Raw genomic sequence first — 19,788 nt, forward strand, 5'->3', positions numbered from 1 at the left:
GAATCAACGTACTATACGTGTTCGTTGACGTGACTCTTGATTTCAGGCATTATAAGGGTATGACACAAATAGGTATGACAGGAGGGTTAAGAGTCATGCTGTCCACGGATCAAATTATTGAAGCTATGTCCGGTCAAGGACTTCGAATTACGGATCAGCGCAAGACGCTGGCAAGGCTTTTTGCCGAATCAGAAGGTTATTTGTCACCAAAAGACGTTTATGAATATATGGGCAAATCATACAGCGGATTAAGCTTTGATACAGTCTATCGCAACTTGAGAGTCATGCAGGAGCTCGGCGTACTGGAGCAGGTTATTTTTGAAGACGGGGTTAAATTCAAAGCGTCATGCAGCAGCGGTCATCACCATCATCATTTGATATGCCTGAACTGTCAGAAGACACTGCCGATCGAGTTTTGCCCGATGAATCTTACAGATACACCGGATCAATTTCAAGTTGTTGAACACAAGTTTGAAATTTTTGGATATTGCAGGGAATGTCAGACTGAAGGCAAAGGCTATAAGAATACGAAGAAGTCTGCTTCCAAAGGTCATTAATAATGAAGCCTGCTAGATTCATTGCGAAGGCTCCGGTTCAATTCTATCGCAAATTCATCTCACCGCTGAAGCCGCCCAGCTGTCGTTTTTATCCGACCTGTTCTGCTTATGCACTTGAAGCCATCGAGGTGCACGGTGCAGTGAAGGGATCTTTGCTTGCGGCGAAACGGATAGCGAAGTGTCATCCTCTACATCCGGGGGGAGTGGACCTCGTCCCTCCCAAGAAGGGCAGTGAAGGAAATACGCCTTCATAGGCTGCGGAACCTTGACATTGATGCTGCCGTTTTGTATGATTTTTCTGAATAAGCTTAATATTATAGATGTACGCATATTTTTCCTATGAAGGGATAAGTACGATCATGCATGCTTTAGTACAGAGAGCCGGGGGAGCTGCAAGCCGGTCTGAAGCAGAGTTCGGAAAATGGTCCTGGAGGAACTGCTTTCGAGCCATATCCGTCCTAGTAGATGGAAGGTAAGGGAGCGGCGCATGCCAGCGTTAGCGGGCACAGTTAAGCAATGAGCTTGACTGGTATGAGCCTGATTTCTTACTTGAGTGTGAAGTGATCAGGGAATTTGGGTGGTACCACGTGAGTGTAACAGACTCTCGTCCCATATGGGATGAGGGTCTTTTTGTGTTGTTTTTACATGGTACCGCAATCCCTTGATTACATATTAATCATTAGGAGGCATACAAAAGTGACAGACAAAAAAACATTCTACATTACAACACCGATTTACTATCCAAGCGACAAGCTGCACATCGGTCATGCTTACACTACAGTAGCGGGAGATGCGATCTCAAGATATAAGCGCCTAAGAGGCTATGAGGTACGTTACCTGACAGGTACAGATGAGCATGGTCAAAAAATCGAGCAAAAAGCGAAGGCAGCAGGCAAAACACCGCAGGAATTTGTTGACCATATTGTCGCAGGAATTCAGGATTTGTGGAAAAAGCTTGATATCACAAACGATGATTTCATTCGGACGACAGAGCCGCGGCATACATCCGTCGTTCAGGACGTGTTTGAGCGACTGGTGCAGCAGGGCGACATTTATAAAGGGGAATACGAAGGCTGGTACAGCATACCTGATGAAACCTATTACACGGAAACACAGCTGGTGGATACCGAGAAAGATGCGAATGGCAAAATTATTGGCGGAAAAAGTCCGGACAGCGGTCATCCCGTCGAGCTCGTCAAAGAGGAAAGCTATTTCTTCAAAATGAGCAAATATGCAGACCGGCTGCTTCAATATTATGAGGAAAATCCGGATTTCATCCAGCCTAAATCCCGCAAGAACGAAATGATTAACAATTTCATCAAGCCGGGTCTTGAGGATCTGGCGGTATCTCGTACAAGCTATGAATGGGGAGTTAAAGTATCCAGTGATCCTAAGCATGTGGTCTACGTATGGATTGATGCACTGCTGAACTACATTACCGCTCTGGGATATGGCAGTGAGGATGCTTCCTTGTACGATAAATTCTGGCCGGCAGATGTTCATCTGATGAGTAAAGAAATCGTCCGCTTCCACACGATATATTGGCCGATTATGCTGATGGCGCTGGATCTTCCGCTGCCGAAGAAGGTATTTGCCCACGGATGGCTGCTGATGAAGGATGGCAAAATGTCCAAATCCAAAGGGAATGTCGTTGATCCCGTGACATTGATTGACCGCTACGGACTGGATTCCCTGCGTTACTACTTGCTGCGTGAGGTGCCGTTCGGATCGGATGGTATATTCACTCCGGAGAGCTTCGTGGAGCGTGTCAACTCGGATCTTGCGAATGATCTTGGCAATCTGCTTAACCGTACTGTGGCGATGGTGCACAAGTATTTTGACGGCAAAACGCCTGCATACCAATCCAGAGTAACTGAATTTGACAGCACGATTGAAGAGCTTGCGCTGAGTACTGTGGAGAAAGTGGAAGAGGCGATGGAGAATCTGGAATTCTCTGTAGCACTGACACTAATTGGTCAATTCATCAGCCGGTGCAACAAATATATTGATGAAACTCAGCCATGGGTGCTTGCTAAGGATGAGGCAAAACGCGAGGAGCTTGCTTCCGTTATGGCCCATCTGGTAGAGAGCTTGCGTGTAGCATCCATCTTGCTGCAGCCGTTCTTAACTCAGGCTCCGCGCAAAATTTGGGAGCAGCTTAACATTCAGGAGGGAGAGCTTACAAGCTGGGACAGCACCAAGCAGGCAGGATTGGTTCCAGCAGGAAATGAGCTTCGCAAGGGTGAGCCGATCTTCCCGAGACTTGATGTAGAGCAGGAGGTTGCCTATATTGCGGGTGCTATGTCAGGCGGAACCAAAGCAGAGCCAGCCAAAGCGGTAGAAGCCGCAGCAGAAGCAACGGAAGGACTGCCGGAGATCGGAATTGAGGACTTTGCCAAAGTAGAGCTGCGTGTTGCTCAGGTTACCGCGTGCGAGCCGGTGAAAAAGGCAGATAAGCTGCTGAAGCTGCAGCTTGATCTCGGTTATGAGCAGCGTCAAGTAGTATCGGGTATTGCGAAGTTCTATACGCCGGAAGAAATGGTAGGCAAGAAAGTCATTTGTGTGACGAATCTGAAGCCGGTGAAGCTGCGCGGCGAATTGTCTCAAGGGATGATTCTCGCTGCCTCTCATGGAGATCAATTGACTCTGGCTACGGTGCCTGAAAATATGCCGAACGGGGCAATCGTGAAGTAACCCCCTTTTTAATGAGTTATGAAATGGGTGCATCCTGCACATAATCTTAAAAAGAGGATTTTAAGCTTATACAATGAAGAGCGTTCCTTTTAGGGAACGCTCTTTTTTTCAGTAAATAGTATTGACAATCTTGGGAGGGATGCTATACTACTATTTGCTAGTAATCATTACGATTACGATTAAATAGATGCGGAGGTCATTATGAAATATAGTTTGACTGGAAAAAAAGTGCGGAATATGGCCGGGGGAGTATTACTTAGCGCTATCATGTTATTTACAGCCGCTTGTGGCAATGATTCAAACGGCAGCTCTCAAGGGCAGATTGAGGAAGATAAGTTCAACGTCGTTACGAGTTTTTATCCAATATATGAATTTGCTAAGACGATAGGCGGGGAAGATGCGAATGTAATCAATTTGCAGCCAGCAGGAGTAGATCCTCATAGCTGGACTCCACGCAGTCAGGATATCGTCAATACATCCAATGCAGGACTGTTTCTGTACAATGGTGCAGGACTTGAAGGATGGGTACCCAACTTCTTGAAGGGACTCGACAGCGATTCTAATGTGAAATCTGTAGAAGTAAGCGAAGGGATCGAGCTGATAGATTCAGAAGGTCATACCCATGATCATGCAGCAGAGGAAGCTGCTGATGAGCATGCCCATGAAGGCGAGGAGCACGCTCATGAAGAAGAGCATGCACATGAAGGGGAAGAATCGCATGAAGAGGAGCACGCTCATGAAGAAGAAGCTCCAGCTTCAGATGATGGTCATAATCATGGTTCCACCGATCCTCATACTTGGATAAGCCCCAAATCAGCTCTGATCATGGCAGAAAATATTAAGGACAGCCTTGTTGAAGCAGATCCTGAGCACCAAGCAGGTTATGAGGAACGTTACGAGGGACTTAAACAGCAGCTAGAGGATCTGGATGCCAAATTTACAGAGGAGCTCGCAAAAGTACCCAATAAAGAGATTGTAGTATCTCACCAAGCGTTCGGTTATCTTACCCGTGATTACGGACTGACTCAGCACTCGATCATGGGGTTATCTCCTGATGCAGAGCCAACGGGACAGGACATTGTGAAGCTAGCTAATCTCGTTGAAGAAGAAGGAATTAAATATATTTTCTTTGAAGAGCTGGTATCGGATAAGCTGGCCAAGACACTTGCTTCAGAAGCGGGTGTACAAACGATGGTACTCAATCCGGTTGAAGGATTGACTGAAGAGCAGCTGCAGAACGGAGAAACTTATTTTACTCAAATGGAGAAAAATTTACAAAATTTAATCACCGCTTTAAAATAAGTGAAGATAATGCTAGGATAATAATAGATTGAACTTGAAATAAAGGATGGAACGTTGATGCAACCAGCTACAGCACTATGCCATGATCCAGTCCTTGAGCTTAACAATCTATGTTTTTCTTACGGTGAACAACAGGTAATTAAGGATCTGAATCTTACCGTGAAAGAACGAGATTTCGTAGGAGTGATTGGTTCGAATGGAGCGGGAAAAACGACGCTGATGCGGATGCTTGTTGGACTGCTGCCCCAAGGATCCGGTGATATTCGGATGTTTGGTACACCGATCGCCAAATTTAAGGACTGGGAACGAATTGGATATGTACCGCAAAAAAATGCCTTTAATCCACTGTTTCCGGCTACAGTAAGAGAAGTCGTACAGTCTGGGCTGTACAACAACAAAAATATATTCCGCAGATTGAGTCAGAAGCATAAGCAGCAATGCGATGATGCGCTTGAAGTCATGCGGATTCAGGATTTGGCTGATAAGAGAATTGGCCAATTGTCTGGCGGTCAACAGCAGCGTACTTTTTTGGCCCGGGCGCTCATTAACCGTCCAGATTTGCTCATTCTTGATGAACCTACGGTAGGTATTGATGCGGAGACGCAGGCAAGCTTCTTCGAGCTTATTACGCATATGCATCAGCATCATCATATGACCTTCTTAATGGTATCGCATGATATCGATATGATTGAAGGTTATCTCGGAAGTGAGCCGGATCAGCAGAACGGCAAGATCAAGTTCTATGTTCGCCATTCACATGATCTGGAGAACTGTGCTCAGACTGATTTACAGCATACATTGTTATAAGGGCCGAAGGAGTCGTGGAAATTGGAAATATTAACGAGTGAATTTTTTCAGCGGGCGCTGGCTGGCGGGATACTGATCGGTATCACAGCCCCGCTGATTGGTTTGTTTCTTGTGCTTCGCAGATTATCGATGATCGGGGACACCTTGTCGCATGTAACCATTGCGGGGGTGGCCCTTGGCTTTTTGCTGGGGGTATATCCGATTGCGGTTGGACTTGTCTTTGCGGTCTTAGCCTCATTTGCCATAGAGAAGCTGCGTAAAGCCTACAAGAGTTATGCTGAATTATCGATCGCCATTATTATGTCCGGGGGAGTAGCGCTGGCTTCTTTATTCTTTACGCTTGGTAAAGGCTATAATGGGGACGTAATGAGTTATTTGTTTGGTAGTATATATACATTGGATATGACGGATTTGACGGTTGTTGGAATCGTAACGGTTATTGTTATTGCTGTAGTGTCTATTTTTCATAAGGAGTTCTTCCTTCTAAGCTTTGAGGAGGATGCCGCTGCCGTTACCGGACTTCCTACAAAATTGTTGAACATGCTGCTTACCGTGATGACAGCACTGGTAATCAGTACAGCTATTAAGATCGTCGGAGCGCTGCTTGTCTCGGCACTGCTGACCATACCGGTTGCCGTCAGTCTCTTGATTGCGAGAAGCTTCAGATCTTCCATTATATTATCTGTCATTATTTCGGAAATTGCCGTTATTGCAGGACTTATCATTGCAGGGGTATGGAATCTCGCTCCTGGAGCAACGATTGTTCTCTTGCTTATTGCGATGCTTATTGTCATTATGCTTGGTAAAAAAGGAATTCGGGCTTAAGATATTTATCTTACCCGAATTCTTTCATTCGTTCTTAGGGAGGCGTTATAGTCATGCCTGATGTGAACGTATTATTAGCCTTCTTGGCAGGGGTTGCTTCCTTCTTATCACCCTGCAGTCTGCCGCTGTATCCGTCCTATCTGTCCTACATAACCGGTTTATCCGTGCAGCAGCTTAAGCACGAGCAGAATAAGCGCGAGGTCCGTATGCGCACGTTAAGCCATACTCTAGCTTTTATCCTGGGCTTTTCCGTCGTATTCTACACACTCGGACTTGGCGCAGGCATCTTTGGAGAATTTTTTCACGAATACAAGGACCTCATTCGAATGCTGTCAGCAATACTTATTATGGTCATGGGCTTATTTCTCATTGGGCTCTTTCAGCCGCAGCTATTGATGAAGGAAAGAAAGCTTGATGTCAAATGGAAGCCGGCTGGCTACCTTGGCTCTTTTATTTTTGGCATTGGCTTTTCTGCTGGCTGGTCTCCTTGCATCGGACCTATTCTTACCGCAATCATCGCGATTGCAGCAACCGAGCCGGGAACCTGGGTTACGCTTATTACAGGCTATACTGTAGGATTTGCACTTCCCTTTTTCTTGCTGGCGTTCTTTGTTGGAACGACGAGATTTATCAGTAAATATTCAGGTGTACTAATGAAGGTCGGGGGTAGTGTTATGGTTCTGATGGGCATATTGCTCTTTACAGACCGAATGACACAAATTACGATATGGCTGCAACGGATTACACCGGAATGGATGATATTCTAAAAAATAGTTTCGTTATGTAAGCCCATCAGTCGCTGACTGATGGTTTTTTCACATTATGCGAATGATTGGCAGTGGCTTTTGTCGAAGGCAAACCTAGGTGAAATATTCAATTTTAGCTTGTGGAAAAGCATCAAAGATACGTTCCGTAATAAATTCACGGAGTGCCTGCTGCTGATCTTTAGGGTATACATATTTATATTGTCCCCATTTTCCCCATTTGGTCTCACGTTTGGCTATATCCATTTCCAGCTTGGATTTGGGATAGCGCTGTTCAATCACATTTTTGGCCGTCTTGGTAAAGCGGTGCTGAATCATCTCAAACGTCAAATCTTTGGTTGCTTCCTGTGGAAGATTTTCTTTGAGCCTTTCCAGCAGCTCGCTATAGCCCTCTTCCCACCCGTCGTACCAAATGATCGGAGCGATAATAAAACCGAGGGGATATCCGGCGTGAGCGATTTTTCCTGCGGCTTCTATACGTTCCTCGAAGCGGGAGGTGGCAGGCTCAAAATTTTTAATTACATATTCAGCATTTACACTAAATCGAATGCGTGTATGGCCGTTATGCTTGATGTTCAGCAGAGGATCTACATGATGATACTTGGTAACGAACCGAAGTCGTCCAAACTCTTCATCCGCCATAAAGCGAATGAGATCACCGAGGCTCCCAGTAATGTGTTCAAGCCCGACAGGGTCTGAAGTACAAGCGGCCTCAAACCGGGTAATCTCCGGCTTGCGCTCTTCAATGTAATCCTTCGCTGCATGCAGAATGTCCTCCGTGTTTACATAGACACGAATATAAGGTTTGCTGCCAAGCGTGGTCTGCAGATAGCAGTAGTGACAGTGTCCCATACATCCTGTAGATATCGGAATCGCATATTCGGCAGAGGGCTTGGACTGATCGAATTTAAGCGTTTTGCGAAGGCCCACCACGAGCGTTCTTTTGGCTATACGGTATTTCTCCTGATCTGTCTCTCCCGGCAAGTTCGTAATTCGGTTGTGCGAAGTGGTCATACGATATTCAATATTATTCGCTTTAACCCATTCCATAATGCGTTTGCCTTTTTCATATTCCAATGCCTGTGGTTCAAAATAAACTAAATCAGGAACAAAGGGAGCTGTTGGCTTAAGCTTGCGTTTAGGCTTTTCCGGAACGAGTATTGTCATGGGCAGTTGGCTCCTCTCCCTGTATTCAATTCTTAGTTATTGTGCCATCAGTTTGCATCCATTAAGCGTGGTAAGTTCAGTCATGTAAGAAGTGCTTGTCAGGCTTTAAGACTTGCAAATCGCAAGTGATAACATGTATCATTACAAGAGCAAAGTTGTGCGATCGATCAGACGCTAGTTCATAAATGAAAAGAGGTAAGGCAAATGCCAACGCCCAGTATGGAAGATTATTTGGAGCGAATTTACAAGTTAATTGACGAGAAGGGCTATGCGCGTGTATCCGATATAGCTGAGGGACTGGAAGTCCATCCTTCCTCTGTAACCAAGATGATTCAGAAGCTGGATAAAGACGAATATTTAATCTATGAAAAATACCGCGGACTCGTGCTGACACCAAAAGGCAAAAAGATTGGCAAGCGTCTAATGGACCGTCATGAGCTGCTTGAGGAATTTTTAACGATGATTGGCGTTAAGAATGAGAATATCTATACCGATGTTGAAGGAATTGAGCATCATTTGAGCTGGGATTCCATTACTTGCATCGAAACCCTTGTCGAATATTTTCGCAGAGACAACACCCGGCTAGAGGATTTACAGAATGTTCATAAAGAACTGACCAACGAATCATAGAAGAGCACCGTCCTGATTTATTTGCGGGACAGGTGTTTTTTCTTTTTATACGCAACTATCAGAATAGAATCGGCGTCTATATTCATAGGAAATGGTTTATTTTTCTAATACCAAAGCTATGGAGGACAAGGGTTGTATGAGGAAATGGAAACAATGCATCGCATTATTGCTAGTCTGTTTGCTGGCATTTCAAGGGGGCTCTGTGACATTCGCAGCCAGTACGGCAGAAATTACGATTTATTTGGATGGTGAGGAGCTGGAGTCTGACGTTGCGCCTTATATTGTACCCAAAGTCAATGTCACGATGGTGCCGCTTCGTGTAATCAGTGAAGGCATTGGCGCTTCGGTTAAGTGGAATCAGGCGTCCAAAACCGTTCGGATTCAAGGATTTGGCAACGACCTGTCTTTGACCCAAGGGAAGAGCACGGCGATTGTGAACGGAAAAACGGTACAGCTGTCCGCGAATGTGACCAACACCAAAAACCGTGTGATGGTGCCGATTCGTTTTGTCAGCGAGCATCTGGGCCTGATTGTGAAATGGAATCAATCCGCCAAAACGATTCATCTCACCTCTACGAATTTGTGGCCGACAGATCCGGAAATCCCGGTTGTACCTGGAGAACCAGAGGACAGCGATATGAGAGGCGCATGGATCTCCACCATTAATGGAGACTGGCCGAAATCAGGCTCTATGAATAATGTGGAGAAGCAGAAGAGTGATTTCATCCAGGAGCTTGATAAGCTGGAGTCTATGGGAATCAATGCGGTATTTGTTCAGCTGAGAGGTGCTGCTGACGCGATCTATCCATCCACACTGGTTCCATGGAACAAAGTATTGACTGGCACCCAAGGGGTGGATCCAGGGTATGATCCTGTCAGCTTCATGATCGAGGAAGTACATAAACGGGGGATGGAATTCCATGCCTGGTTTAATCCTTTCCGCGCGAATACGACGGCAGACATTAGCAAGAATGCAGCCAATCATGTAGTGAATGTACATCCGGATTGGATCGTAACCGCTAAGAATCAGATGTACATTAATCCGGGTATCCCAGATGCAAGACAGCATATTATTGATGCCATCATGGAAGTGGTGAATCGTTATGACATCGATGGCGTTCATTTGGACGACTATTTCTACCCATCTAATGTCACTTTTAATGATGCAGCTGCCTTCAAAGCGTATAATTACAACAACTATACAGATATTAATGACTGGCGTGTAGATAACATTAACAGGTTCGTTCAGTCACTTGGGGAACAGATACAAGCTGTGAAGCCTGGAGTCGAGTATGGAATTAGTCCATTTGGCGTGTGGAGAAACATCGCAGATGATCCGACAGGCTCGAATACGAAGGCAGGCGTGACCGCCTATGATGATATGCATGCGGATGTGCGTACTTGGATTCAGAAAGAGTGGATTGATTATGTTGCACCGCAGATTTATTGGAGCATGTCACTCCAAGCGGCAAGATACGATATTCTGGTTGACTGGTGGGTCGATGAGGTGTCAGGGACCGATGTGGATCTGTATATAGGTCACTCACCTTACAAGCTGGGAACATCCGAAGCGGGCTGGCACACCGCAAATGAAATCATTAATCAGCTCAAATATAATGAGCAGTATGAAGAAGTTGATGGCGACATCTACTTTAGTGCACAATACCTGACCAAGAATCCTCTTGGCTTGATCGGCTTACTGCAAAACTATTACGGAAAATGAATTTGTCTGAAATATTAAATTTATTGGCTTCATAAACTGCTGATCTACAACATAAAAAGTCCTTTGACCTTTAGCAGGTCAAAGGACTTTTGCTTTTGCTAATGATATTTAGGAAGCTCATCGTCATTTTTGCTTTTCTTCTGTCCTTCAATGACATGAAAAGGGTAGCTCTTGCGCTTATTCATTGTCTGTCCAGGTTTATGTCCTGACTTACTCCGTTCGAGCTTCGCCATCGTTGCTTTGGAAGGCTTCACTTTAGGGTGTCTGCCGGTCAATGCCCGAGGGGGACGCTTATAGAACCAGAAGATGAGTCCTCCCAGGATCAGGGGGAAGATTAGGGCATCCCATCGACCAAGTCGAATATTTACATATAAACCGAAGACCGCCAATATCATGATGATCCAAAAAGCTACTGCATGCTTAACCATGTCAGATCCTCATCCTTTCACAGGATCAAGATTACCGCTAGTTACACTGAACGTTGCGGGTGATTTTTCAAATTCCGCATCAAGCTCACGCATACGGTTAAAGGAGGCAATCGATACCTCAACCTGCTCGTTCGTTGGTTCTTTGGTTGTAAGAAGCTGAAGCCACAGGCCCGGATAACCAAGGAAGCGAAGAACCGGTATGTCTCTTACTGCGTTTGTAAACTTTAATACTTCAAATGAAACACCGAGTACGATCGGCAAGAGCATGAGCCGCTGTCCTACACGCTCCCATACATTATCGTAAGGAAACGGGATCGAGAATACAGAATAGACAAGCACCCCGACAATGACACTGAGCACCAGGAAGCTGCTTCCGCATCTGTAATGGAGACGGCTGAATTTCTGTACACTCTCCGGAGTGAGCTCAGCTCCAGCTTCATAAGCACTTATTACCTTATGCTCTGCACCATGATATTGAAACAATCGCTTGATGGTTGGTGTCATGGATAAGAAGTACAGGTAAGCAAAGACAAGCAGGATCTTAATAATTCCTTCAATGAAAGTATGACCGAACTGGCTGATCGACAGGCTGCCGAATAGAAATTCCTCTATGAATACCGGAACCGCCGTCAACACCACTTTACCAAATACAAAGGATAGGATACCTACGGCAGCAACGCCGATAATCATCGACAGACTCCAGCCAGAATCTTCATCCTCTTGATTCTTCGCACGTTCTTCCGGTGTCAGCTCGTCGTCAGCATATGCATCTGCCGAGTAATTTAAATGCTTCGTTCCCTTGGCGCTGGAGTCAATCAGACTGACAATCCCGCGCAGAAAAGGGACCTTACGCAATTTGGTAACCCAGGATTTGTCCTGCTTAGGCACTTCAAGAAAAGTGATTTCTTGGTTTTTGCGACGTACTGCAGTGACATTCACATGCTTCCCGCCGAACATGACCCCTTCAATTACGGCTTGACCGCCATAAGCCACTCTTTTTGATTCTTGAGGCAAAGAACTCACCTTCCTATTCTTAACTTCGATTGTCTACATTGTATCGAATTCCGCCAGCAATTTCTAGTTCTGACTAGTCTTCAGTAATTTGAACATACTACAAGTTATAACAAGGTTTTACATGAGAGTATGCATAGTGACATTTGCTGCAGCTAGGGCCATTCATTGCTTTTGGTTATCAGATGCAAAAGTGTGATCGTGTTTATGTACGAGCTGCAGCCCAAAAAGTTGCGGATCTCTTACTTCCGAGAAGATAAATAAATACATAAGCTGCAGGAGGATGAATCATGAGTCACTTAGAACAGCGCAGAGAGATTACTAATAAATTTGTATTTGCGTTGGAAATCGGTTTTTTTGCAGGGTTGATCTGGGGAGGTATTCAGTGGATATTTTACTACTTTAACTTTACTGTCATACCGATAGGTTTTCTGGCAGAGCCTTTTTTCAAGCATGCTTATATTTATAAAATACAGGGACATTTTATCGGGTGGCTGTTTTTCATTGTCTTCTCACTGCTTGCCTCCATTATATATACTTATCTGTTCCGCAAGCTGAAGGGGCCTATACCTGGCCTGATCTATGGGATAGTCTGGTGGGTCATTCTCTTCGTATGGATTGGTCCCTGGACAGGGATGATGAAGCCTCTAAACCAGCTGACCTGGGATTCCATCTTTAGCGAAGTCTGCTTGTTCCTGCTGTGGGGATTGTTCATCGGTTACAGTATCGCAATGGAGTTTACGGATGAACGTAAAAGAGACACCCAGATGGGCTCATAATAAATTGCTAGCTAATATGTAACTACACCGATCGCTCACCACTTCTGTCTTGATGCAAAAAAGCTTCTCAATCCAATATCCGGTATGGTAAAATAGCAGATGGTTATTTGCAGGAAAGGTGGTGCGCGAGGATATGAAACGGATTCTGGTCATGAACGGCCCGAACCTGAATATGCTTGGTGTGCGTGAGCCTGGTATTTATGGCAAGCAAAGTCTTCAATCCATTGAAGAAATGCTTCGTGCTCAGGCGGAGAAGCTTTCCGTATCCATTACTTTTTATCAATCGAATCATGAAGGCGAACTTACCGACCGAATTCATGCTTCCTTGGGGGAAGTTGACGGAATATTGCTTAATGCAGGTGCCTTTACTCACTACAGCTATGCTATTCGTGACGCTTTGAGCACAGTTAAAATTCCTACCATCGAACTTCATCTGTCTAATATTCATGCGCGGGAGTCTTTCCGGCATACGTCGGTCATTGCAGCGGTAACGATTGGTCAAATTTCTGGCTTCGGAGCTTACAGCTATGAACATGCTCTAAACGCGATGTATCGCTATTTGGAGACACAAGACGCTTCGATGGATTGAATGAACGAGAGCGAAGAAAGAAGGTATAATCATGGGGAACAACCGAGTGTTGAAATTGCGTAAAGCGATGCAGGAGTCTCAGCTGGAAGCGTTCTTGGTCACCAGTCCTATTAATAGACGATATATGACCGGATTTACGGGTTCAGCCGGATATGTATTGATTACGCTTGAACAAGCCTATTTGCTTACGGATTTCCGTTACATGACACAAGCTTCTCAGCAGGCAGCAGGTTACACGGTAGTGGAACATGCAGCCAAGCCGATGAGTACGGTTAAAGAGCTCCTGGATAAAGAGGGTATCAAGTCTCTTGGATTTGAGCAGGATCTCGTCACTTTCTCTACGTATGGGGTCTATTCAGAGCAATTGAAGCCCGTGTCTCTCGTGCCTGTCAGCGGCCTGGTGGAGAAGCTGCGGATTTACAAGGATGAGAACGAGATTGCCATCATGCAGCGTGCTGCAGACTTGGCTGACTCAACTTTTTCGCATATCCTGAATGTGATCAAGCCGGGAATGACAGAGCGTGAAGTAGATCTGGAAATGGAATTCTTCATGCGCAAAAATGGTGCAGCATCATCTTCGTTCGATACGATCGTAGCTTCTGGCGAACGTTCAGCAATGCCGCATGGGGTTGCCAGTAACAAAGTGATTGAAACGTCAGACTTTGTTACGTTTGATTTTGGAGCGCTGTTTGACGGATATTGTTCAGATTTGACGCGGACCATTGCAATCGGCAATCCTGCAGCTAAGCTGCTGGAGATTTATGATATTGTATTGGAAGCCCAATTACATACTTTGGAACATATAAAGCCGGGTATGACAGGAAGAGAAGCAGACGCTCTCGCAAGAGATGTGATTACGAAATACGGCTATGGAGACCAGTTTGGCCACAGTACCGGACATGGTCTGGGCATGGAGGTTCATGAATCTCCCAGACTGTCCAAGCTGAGCGATGATATTCTTGAGCCTGGTATGGTCGTTACCGTGGAACCGGGCATTTACCTGCCTGGAATCGGCGGTGTACGAATTGAGGATGATGTCGTGATTACAGAATCAGGGATTCGCCTGCTCACGCATTCCAACAAAGAACTTTTGAAGCTGTAACTATTATTAGGAGGGGTTTTTTAGTGATTTCAGTAAACGATTTTAAAACAGGCTTGACAGTAGAGGTTGACGGAGATATCTTTACGGTTCTTGATTTCCAACACGTTAAACCAGGTAAAGGCGCGGCATTTGTTCGCTCTAAACTCAAAAACCTGCGTAATGGCAACACGGTAGAGAGAACTTTCCGCGCGGGTGAAACGATTGGACGCGCTCAAATCGATAACCGCGGTGTATCTTACCTCTATGCAAGCGGTGATGAGCATACCTTCATGGATAACGAAACTTACGATCAATTTACATTGACCAGCGATCAGCTCGAGTGGGAACTGAACTTCCTCAAAGAGAACATGAACGTGAACATCATCAGCTACCAAGGAGAGATCCTGGGTATCAACCTGCCTAACTCTGTAGAGCTGAAGGTTGTTGAAACCGAGCCTGGAATCAAAGGCAATACAGCAACAGGTGCTACCAAAAATGCAAAAGTGGAAACGGGTCTGAATGTTCAGGTTCCTCTTTTCATTAACGAAGGCGATGTTCTGATCATCGATACTCGCGAAGGTAAATACAACTCCCGCGCGTAATAAATAGACATTTGTAAGATAATAAATATGTAATATCATGCTGTACTATCCTCTGCTTAAGCATTATTCAGCAGAGGATATTGTTTTATTAAGAGAAAGAGAATCCATTTATCGCGAGTTCCATATTTTCACATTAACATCTTTACTGATTTACAGTAAAAAAGGGTTACAACAAAGCGCTATTCGTATTATACTGTTTAGAAGCAAGGTGAGCTTATGCTTACCATGGTTTACAATCTTACGTTACATACTGTAGGGAGTGAGTTCGGTTTGTCTTTGTTCGTAATGAAATTCGGAGGCAGTTCTGTTGGAGATACAGAACGGATGCAACGGGTAGCCAAACGTGTTGCCGAGAAACAGGATGAAGGGCACAAATGTGTAGTTGTCGTTTCCGCAATGGGAGATACAACTGACGATTTGATTGACCAAGCGAAATTGTTAAATAGTAAGCTTCCGGCGCGGGAGCTCGATATGCTGATGACGACAGGTGAGCAAATATCGATCGCGATGCTGTCCATGGCTATTCAGCAGCTCGGCCGAGAAGCAGTTTCATATACAGGCTGGCAGGCAGGATTTGTGACAGAGCCGGTACATGGCAAAGCAAGAATTACGGATATTAACCCGGAGAAGGTGCTGCGTTCACTTGATGAAGGAAAGATCGTCATTGTTGCAGGTTTCCAGGGTATTACGGCGGATGGAGAAATTACGACACTTGGCCGGGGCGGCTCGGATACAACAGCTGTAGCTTTGGCTGCTGCAATCAAGGCGGATGCTTGCGAGATCTACACCGATGTAGACGGTGTATATTCGACAGATCCCCGAATCGTCAAAGTAGCTCGTAAGCTCAAAGAAATTTCGTATGATGAAATGCTTGAATTGGCTCACCTGGGTACCGCGGTTCTGCATCCGCGTGCAGTAGAATATGCGAAGCATTCGAAGGTGCCTTTGGTTGTACGCTCAAGCTTTAACTATAATGAAGGAACGGTTGTGAAGGAGGAAGCGGCATTGGAACAGGGAGTAGTGGTAAGCGGCATCGCTTATGATAAAAACGTAGCACGAATTAGTATTCTGGGAGTAGAGGATATTCCAGGAGTGCTGGCCGGTATGTTCGGTGCACTGGCTCAAGCACAGCTAGACGTAGATATCATCGTACAGAGCGGTATTAGTGACGGTAAAGCGGACTTCTCCTTCACTGTAGCCTTGGATGATCGCGAGCGTGCAATTGAGGTTATCAATAGCATGAAGCAGGTGCTTCCTTATCGTGAAGTTACTTTTGAAGAGAACCTGGTTAAAGTATCTATCGTGGGTGCAGGAATGGTCAGCCATCCTGGCGTAGCCGCTCAAATGTTTGATGTTATTTCTAAACAAGGGGTCAACATTAAGATGGTGAGCACCTCTGAGATTAAAGTCTCTTGTGTCATCGAAGGCAACAAGCTGAATGAAGTTATTCAAGCGCTGCATACAGCTTATAACCTGGACACCGATGTCAAAGCATTTGTCGGTGGTCCGCAGGACCGCAGATAACCTATTGCGTGAAGCGTTAGCCGTATACTAGTTATATGATATATATGATAGCTGTCAAAAAACTTATCGACAGCCTGGGATCTGCACATTAATTGTGCAGATCTTTTTTTGTTGACCAAGGCCGGATCACCTGGTCATTCTCAAGTACAGGTACGATGGTGCTGATATTCATCTCTAAACAGTAGTCCACATCCAGGGCATGACCCTGCTTGATAAGCCGTTTGGCCTCATTACCTTCATACAGTATCTTTTTCAGTTGATCCTTGTTGTGAAGGTATGCCTGATGAACCGTTATACCAAGATCGTTTGAACGTACCTGCTGCTGGGTCATTTGCTTCAGATCATCGATAAGCATTCCGGCACATAATCCATCCTCAAGAGCAAATCGATCCTGACTACCCGCACATAAGAGAACAACATCTCGATCAAGATGAACCAGGATCTCCGCGCATGCCCTCGCATTGAGAAAGGATGCAGAGAAGACGGTTAAGGCCTTAGAAGCCTTTATGAGCGCTCTTGTTCCACTTGTGGTCGTTAAGATCACATTTTTTCCGTGAATCAGTTCTTTCGTATATTCCAAAGGTGAGTTACCCGCATCAAAGCCCGTTATTTTTTTGCAGAATCGTTCTCCTCCAAGAATCATATCCTCATATTGAAGCTGTTTGGCCTGAGGTACGGTTTCAACCGGAATGACACAGGCTGCCCCGTGGGCGAGCGCCGTAACGATGGTGCTGGAAGTTCGAAATACATCAATAACGACAGCACTTCGGTGTACCAGATCTTCAGATCTTACCTCACTGACACTCGCAACGACATCTATACGCAAAGAAATCACCTCCCTAACTTGCTTCTTCCACCTCAATCAATGAAATGGGAGTCTGTTAGCTTACCATATGCACAATGAACAGGGCAGGTGCCTATAGTGAGTAGAAATTCTCTTAATAGAGGTGATATAGACGATTGCTATATTTCCTCTTAATTAATGAAAAAATTGATAGATTCCCGTCATAAAAAACAGGTACAGGCATACATATGGGTTAAGACCAACAAAAACGACCCGGAAGTCGCTCTCAGAAAACGTGCACGAGTTAAGGGGGTGCTTATATGAAATGGCTGGACCTGTTCCCGACTCCATTAAAAACAATATTGGAATATATTCCCCTGCAGCTGCTAGAAACGCTTGAAGAAATAAGAATTCGGGAAGGCAGACCAATGGAGATCAATACCCATGGTGAACATTATTTCGTTACAAAACAAGGTAGCCCGTCTAAGAAGCCAAGTGAAGCGTACAAGCCTTCAAGAGATGACACCTATCGTTTCCTGGATCTAATCAGCAATCATTCCCTTTATACATTGGAAGAAGAATTGAGAAAAGGCTTCATTACAGTTCCAGGCGGACACCGAATTGGACTAGCTGGAAGAACCGTTTTAAAGGGCGGAAAGGTTGAGCACCTGAGAGATATCAGCGGGTACAACATTCGAATTGCGAAGGAAATCAGAGGAGCAGCGGACAGGCTGATGCCACACCTTCTGGACCCTCAGACATCACGAATCAAGCATACTCTCATCCTATCTCCTCCGCAGCAGGGAAAGACAACACTTCTCCGGGATATGTCAAGACAGATCAGTATGGGCAGCAATGAACGAAAGAGCTTTAAGGTCGGCATTGTGGACGAGCGCTCGGAAATAGCAGGCAGCTATAAAGGGGTCCCGACTTTTGATGTGGGTCCGAGAACCGATGTCATGGATGCTTGTCCGAAGGCCGAAGGAATGATGATGCTGATTCGCTCCATGTCACCGGAAGTACTTATTGTAGATGAGATCGGACGGGAGGAAGACGCAGAGGCGATTAAGGAAGCGCTGGGTGCAGGGATATCCGTCATCGCTTCAGCCCATGGAAGAGATATAGCCGAGCTTAAACGCAGACCCGCGCTGCATCAGCTGATGAGTGAAGATTATTTTCAATTAATCGTTATTCTGGATCGCACAGGAAAAAGGTTTCAGTACAAAATCTCCGATATGAGGCACAAGAGTCTGCATCCTCAAGGCATGCATCAGCAAGGAATGACCACAGGAGGCACTTATGCTTAAGCTGATTGGTTCCGTCCTTATTTTATTGTCAGGGACGCTTGCTGGTTTTTATCAAGCGAATCAATTTGCCTCACGACCGAAGCAGATCAGGGAGCTTACATTGATGCTGCAGCGACTTTTGACAGAGATCAATTACAGCTACAGACCTCTTGCCGAAGCCTTGAGTCAAATTGGTAAACAGGCAAGTGAACCGCTTGGGCGTTTGTTTATCTCGGCTGCGGACCATATGAATTCCTCACAAGGCCTGTCGGCCCAAGAGAGCTTCCAGCATGCGATAAATCGCTATTGGAGCCAAACGGCGATGAAGCAGCCGGAAAAAGAAGCGATTCGCCAGCTCAGCTTCAGCCTGGGAACGAGTGACCGGGAAGAGCAGAACAAGCATATCACCCTTGCCATTCAGCAGCTGAATCATGAGGAAGCTTCGGCCCGGAACGATCAAATAAAGTATGAGAAGATGAGCCGCAGTCTTGGACTTCTGGTCGGGGCGCTGATCGTCATCCTGATCTTATAGCGAGGTGCCATTCTCAAATGAATTTAGAAGTAAATGCAATATTTCAGATCGCAGGCATCGGAATTATCATAGCGATGATCCATACGGTGCTCAAGCAAATGGGCAAAGAAGATATGGCACACTGGGTTACCGTAATCGGATTTGTTGTTGTGCTCTTCATGGTCGTTCGCATGCTCGACAATTTGCTTCAGGAGATCAAGTCTATATTCTTGTTCCATTAAAGCAGGCTTAAGGTGAACAAAAGGTGATCATAACATGGAAATTATACAAATCGTAGGACTTGGACTAATCGCAACCATCCTGATCTTGATTGTGAAAGAGCAAAAGCCCATGTTTGCGTTTCTAATTGCAACCACAGCCGGGATTCTCATCTTTCTGTTCGTCATTGGCAAGATTGGCAGTGTTATTGGCGTTCTGGAACGAATGGCAGAGTCCTCAGGAATGGATGAAGTACATCTTAAGACCATTCTCAAGATCATTGGCATTGCTTATATCGCAGAGTTTGGAGCACAAATTGTAAGAGATGCAGGTCAAGAAAGTATTGCTTCAAAAATCGAGCTTGCCGGCAAAGTGTTGATTCTGGTACTGGCCGTACCGATCATCAGCATTATTATCGAAACGGTACTGAAGCTGCTGCCGGTATGAGTGGAGGCGGAGGATAAAGGATGTGATAAATAAGAGCTATCACTGTCAGGATAAACGA

Annotated in this window: 22 protein-coding genes and 1 other annotated feature; of the genes, 18 read left to right on the forward strand and 4 right to left on the reverse strand. The window is 45.4% G+C overall.

The genetic code is table 11. The annotated features are described in order from the left end of the window. Positions 1 to 95 precede the first annotated feature (95 nt). The 7 genes from BLW49_RS06380 (at position 96) to BLW49_RS06410 (ending at position 6,952) form a co-directional block, all read left to right on the forward strand. Positions 96 to 557: a Fur family transcriptional regulator gene (locus BLW49_RS06380; protein ID WP_090723883.1), complete on the forward strand. Its 462-nt coding sequence runs from the start codon at positions 96 to 98 to the stop codon at positions 555 to 557. A gap of 2 nt (positions 558 to 559) precedes the next feature. Beyond that, positions 560 to 811, forward strand: a complete 252-nt coding sequence (gene yidD / locus BLW49_RS06385; protein ID WP_076313105.1) for a membrane protein insertion efficiency factor YidD — start codon at positions 560 to 562, stop codon at positions 809 to 811. A 76-nt stretch (positions 812 to 887) separates the two neighbouring features. Then, positions 888 to 1,172: a binding site (T-box leader), on the forward strand. Between the two features lie 81 nt (positions 1,173 to 1,253). Continuing rightward, positions 1,254 to 3,251, forward strand: a complete 1,998-nt coding sequence (gene metG / locus BLW49_RS06390; protein WP_090723884.1) for a methionine--tRNA ligase — start codon at positions 1,254 to 1,256, stop codon at positions 3,249 to 3,251. A gap of 201 nt (positions 3,252 to 3,452) precedes the next feature. Then, positions 3,453 to 4,553 (forward strand): metal ABC transporter substrate-binding protein, encoded by a 1,101-nt coding sequence (locus tag BLW49_RS06395; protein WP_090723886.1) that lies wholly within the window; start codon positions 3,453 to 3,455, stop codon positions 4,551 to 4,553. A gap of 57 nt (positions 4,554 to 4,610) precedes the next feature. Then, positions 4,611 to 5,360, forward strand: coding sequence for a metal ABC transporter ATP-binding protein (locus BLW49_RS06400; protein WP_047911029.1), 750 nt, complete (start codon positions 4,611 to 4,613; stop codon positions 5,358 to 5,360). A 21-nt stretch (positions 5,361 to 5,381) separates the two neighbouring features. Continuing rightward, positions 5,382 to 6,185 (forward strand): metal ABC transporter permease, encoded by an 804-nt coding sequence (locus tag BLW49_RS06405; protein ID WP_047911030.1) that lies wholly within the window; start codon positions 5,382 to 5,384, stop codon positions 6,183 to 6,185. Positions 6,186 to 6,238: 53 nt separating this feature from the next. Next, positions 6,239 to 6,952 carry a cytochrome c biogenesis CcdA family protein gene (locus BLW49_RS06410; RefSeq protein WP_090723887.1) on the forward strand — a complete coding sequence of 238 codons (714 nt, stop codon included), beginning with the start codon at positions 6,239 to 6,241 and terminating at the stop codon, positions 6,950 to 6,952. A gap of 93 nt (positions 6,953 to 7,045) precedes the next feature. On the opposite strand, the gene splB is transcribed toward BLW49_RS06410, so the two are convergent. Then, positions 7,046 to 8,116 carry a spore photoproduct lyase gene (gene splB, locus BLW49_RS06415; RefSeq protein ID WP_047911032.1) on the reverse strand — a complete coding sequence of 357 codons (1,071 nt, stop codon included), beginning with the start codon at positions 8,114 to 8,116 and terminating at the stop codon, positions 7,046 to 7,048. A 204-nt stretch (positions 8,117 to 8,320) separates the two neighbouring features. Here splB and mntR point away from each other — a divergent pair, with 204 nt between their 5' ends. Beyond that, positions 8,321 to 8,746: a transcriptional regulator MntR gene (gene mntR, locus BLW49_RS06420; RefSeq protein ID WP_047911033.1), complete on the forward strand. Its 426-nt coding sequence runs from the start codon at positions 8,321 to 8,323 to the stop codon at positions 8,744 to 8,746. Positions 8,747 to 8,882: 136 nt separating this feature from the next. Further along, positions 8,883 to 10,469, forward strand: coding sequence for a family 10 glycosylhydrolase (locus BLW49_RS06425; protein WP_090723889.1), 1,587 nt, complete (start codon positions 8,883 to 8,885; stop codon positions 10,467 to 10,469). Positions 10,470 to 10,567: 98 nt separating this feature from the next. On the opposite strand, the gene BLW49_RS06430 is transcribed toward BLW49_RS06425, so the two are convergent. Together BLW49_RS06430 and BLW49_RS06435 are read right to left on the reverse strand one after the other, a co-directional pair. After that, positions 10,568 to 10,897: a hypothetical protein gene (locus BLW49_RS06430; protein WP_076313099.1), complete on the reverse strand. Its 330-nt coding sequence runs from the start codon at positions 10,895 to 10,897 to the stop codon at positions 10,568 to 10,570. Positions 10,898 to 10,906: 9 nt separating this feature from the next. Next, on the reverse strand, positions 10,907 to 11,911 hold the full coding sequence (locus BLW49_RS06435; protein ID WP_047911036.1) for a DUF1385 domain-containing protein: 1,005 nt from the start codon (positions 11,909 to 11,911) through the stop codon (positions 10,907 to 10,909). 287 nt (positions 11,912 to 12,198) lie between these two features. Here BLW49_RS06435 and BLW49_RS06440 point away from each other — a divergent pair, with 287 nt between their 5' ends. The 5 genes from BLW49_RS06440 to BLW49_RS06460 all read left to right on the forward strand — a co-directional run bounded on the left by BLW49_RS06440 (position 12,199) and on the right by BLW49_RS06460 (position 16,483). Then, positions 12,199 to 12,687, forward strand: a complete 489-nt coding sequence (locus BLW49_RS06440; RefSeq protein ID WP_047911037.1) for a YqhR family membrane protein — start codon at positions 12,199 to 12,201, stop codon at positions 12,685 to 12,687. 133 nt (positions 12,688 to 12,820) lie between these two features. After that, entirely contained in the window at positions 12,821 to 13,276 is a 456-nt protein-coding gene (gene aroQ, locus BLW49_RS06445; protein ID WP_090723891.1) for a type II 3-dehydroquinate dehydratase, read from the forward strand. Positions 13,277 to 13,307: 31 nt separating this feature from the next. Next, positions 13,308 to 14,378, forward strand: a complete 1,071-nt coding sequence (locus BLW49_RS06450) for a M24 family metallopeptidase (RefSeq protein ID WP_090723893.1) — start codon at positions 13,308 to 13,310, stop codon at positions 14,376 to 14,378. Positions 14,379 to 14,401: 23 nt separating this feature from the next. Next, positions 14,402 to 14,959: an elongation factor P gene (efp, locus tag BLW49_RS06455; RefSeq protein ID WP_047911040.1), complete on the forward strand. Its 558-nt coding sequence runs from the start codon at positions 14,402 to 14,404 to the stop codon at positions 14,957 to 14,959. Between the two features lie 270 nt (positions 14,960 to 15,229). After that, positions 15,230 to 16,483 (forward strand): aspartate kinase, encoded by a 1,254-nt coding sequence (locus BLW49_RS06460; RefSeq protein WP_047911041.1) that lies wholly within the window; start codon positions 15,230 to 15,232, stop codon positions 16,481 to 16,483. Positions 16,484 to 16,571: 88 nt separating this feature from the next. Here BLW49_RS06460 and BLW49_RS06465 read toward each other — a convergent pair whose 3' ends face one another. Then, positions 16,572 to 17,309, reverse strand: a complete 738-nt coding sequence (locus tag BLW49_RS06465) for a 2-phosphosulfolactate phosphatase (RefSeq protein WP_090723895.1) — start codon at positions 17,307 to 17,309, stop codon at positions 16,572 to 16,574. A 278-nt stretch (positions 17,310 to 17,587) separates the two neighbouring features. Between BLW49_RS06465 and spoIIIAA the strand changes: the two genes are divergently transcribed. From spoIIIAA to spoIIIAD, 4 genes are read left to right on the forward strand one after another with little or no spacing between them, the layout of a single operon-like run. Then, the gene (gene spoIIIAA / locus BLW49_RS06470) at positions 17,588 to 18,574 is read left to right on the forward strand and encodes a stage III sporulation protein AA (RefSeq protein ID WP_090723897.1); all 987 of its coding nucleotides are present in this window, start codon (positions 17,588 to 17,590) and stop codon (positions 18,572 to 18,574) included. Beyond that, positions 18,567 to 19,085, forward strand: a complete 519-nt coding sequence (gene spoIIIAB, locus BLW49_RS06475) for a stage III sporulation protein SpoIIIAB (RefSeq protein WP_047911044.1) — start codon at positions 18,567 to 18,569, stop codon at positions 19,083 to 19,085. The genes spoIIIAA and spoIIIAB overlap by 8 nt, the downstream gene beginning before the upstream one ends. Before the next feature lie 17 nt (positions 19,086 to 19,102). Next, entirely contained in the window at positions 19,103 to 19,306 is a 204-nt protein-coding gene (spoIIIAC, locus tag BLW49_RS06480) for a stage III sporulation protein AC (protein ID WP_047911045.1), read from the forward strand. A 34-nt stretch (positions 19,307 to 19,340) separates the two neighbouring features. Further along, entirely contained in the window at positions 19,341 to 19,730 is a 390-nt protein-coding gene (gene spoIIIAD / locus BLW49_RS06485; RefSeq protein WP_047911046.1) for a stage III sporulation protein AD, read from the forward strand. Positions 19,731 to 19,788: the final 58 nt, after the last annotated feature.

It is taken from the genome of Paenibacillus sp. PDC88, assembly GCF_900106725.1.
Classification (GTDB): domain Bacteria; phylum Bacillota; class Bacilli; order Paenibacillales; family Paenibacillaceae; genus Paenibacillus; species Paenibacillus shunpengii.

Excerpts from the sequence above, each read along its gene's own strand:
- BLW49_RS06380 (WP_090723883.1), top strand. The coding sequence starts at position 96 with ATGCTGTCCACGGATCAAATTATTGAAGCTATGTCCGGTCAAGGACTT.
- yidD (WP_076313105.1), top strand. The coding sequence starts at position 560 with ATGAAGCCTGCTAGATTCATTGCGAAGGCTCCGGTTCAATTCTATCGC.
- BLW49_RS06395 (WP_090723886.1), top strand. The coding sequence starts at position 3,453 with ATGAAATATAGTTTGACTGGAAAAAAAGTGCGGAATATGGCCGGGGGA.
- BLW49_RS06400 (WP_047911029.1), top strand. The coding sequence starts at position 4,611 with ATGCAACCAGCTACAGCACTATGCCATGATCCAGTCCTTGAGCTTAAC.
- BLW49_RS06410 (WP_090723887.1), top strand. The coding sequence starts at position 6,239 with ATGCCTGATGTGAACGTATTATTAGCCTTCTTGGCAGGGGTTGCTTCC.
- splB (WP_047911032.1), bottom strand. The coding sequence starts at position 8,116 with ATGACAATACTCGTTCCGGAAAAGCCTAAACGCAAGCTTAAGCCAACA.
- mntR (WP_047911033.1), top strand. The coding sequence starts at position 8,321 with ATGCCAACGCCCAGTATGGAAGATTATTTGGAGCGAATTTACAAGTTA.
- BLW49_RS06425 (WP_090723889.1), top strand. The coding sequence starts at position 8,883 with ATGAGGAAATGGAAACAATGCATCGCATTATTGCTAGTCTGTTTGCTG.
- BLW49_RS06430 (WP_076313099.1), bottom strand. The coding sequence starts at position 10,897 with ATGGTTAAGCATGCAGTAGCTTTTTGGATCATCATGATATTGGCGGTC.
- BLW49_RS06440 (WP_047911037.1), top strand. The coding sequence starts at position 12,199 with ATGAGTCACTTAGAACAGCGCAGAGAGATTACTAATAAATTTGTATTT.
- aroQ (WP_090723891.1), top strand. The coding sequence starts at position 12,821 with ATGAAACGGATTCTGGTCATGAACGGCCCGAACCTGAATATGCTTGGT.
- BLW49_RS06450 (WP_090723893.1), top strand. The coding sequence starts at position 13,308 with ATGGGGAACAACCGAGTGTTGAAATTGCGTAAAGCGATGCAGGAGTCT.
- spoIIIAA (WP_090723897.1), top strand. The coding sequence starts at position 17,588 with ATGAAATGGCTGGACCTGTTCCCGACTCCATTAAAAACAATATTGGAA.
- spoIIIAB (WP_047911044.1), top strand. The coding sequence starts at position 18,567 with ATGCTTAAGCTGATTGGTTCCGTCCTTATTTTATTGTCAGGGACGCTT.
- spoIIIAC (WP_047911045.1), top strand. The coding sequence starts at position 19,103 with ATGAATTTAGAAGTAAATGCAATATTTCAGATCGCAGGCATCGGAATT.
- spoIIIAD (WP_047911046.1), top strand. The coding sequence starts at position 19,341 with ATGGAAATTATACAAATCGTAGGACTTGGACTAATCGCAACCATCCTG.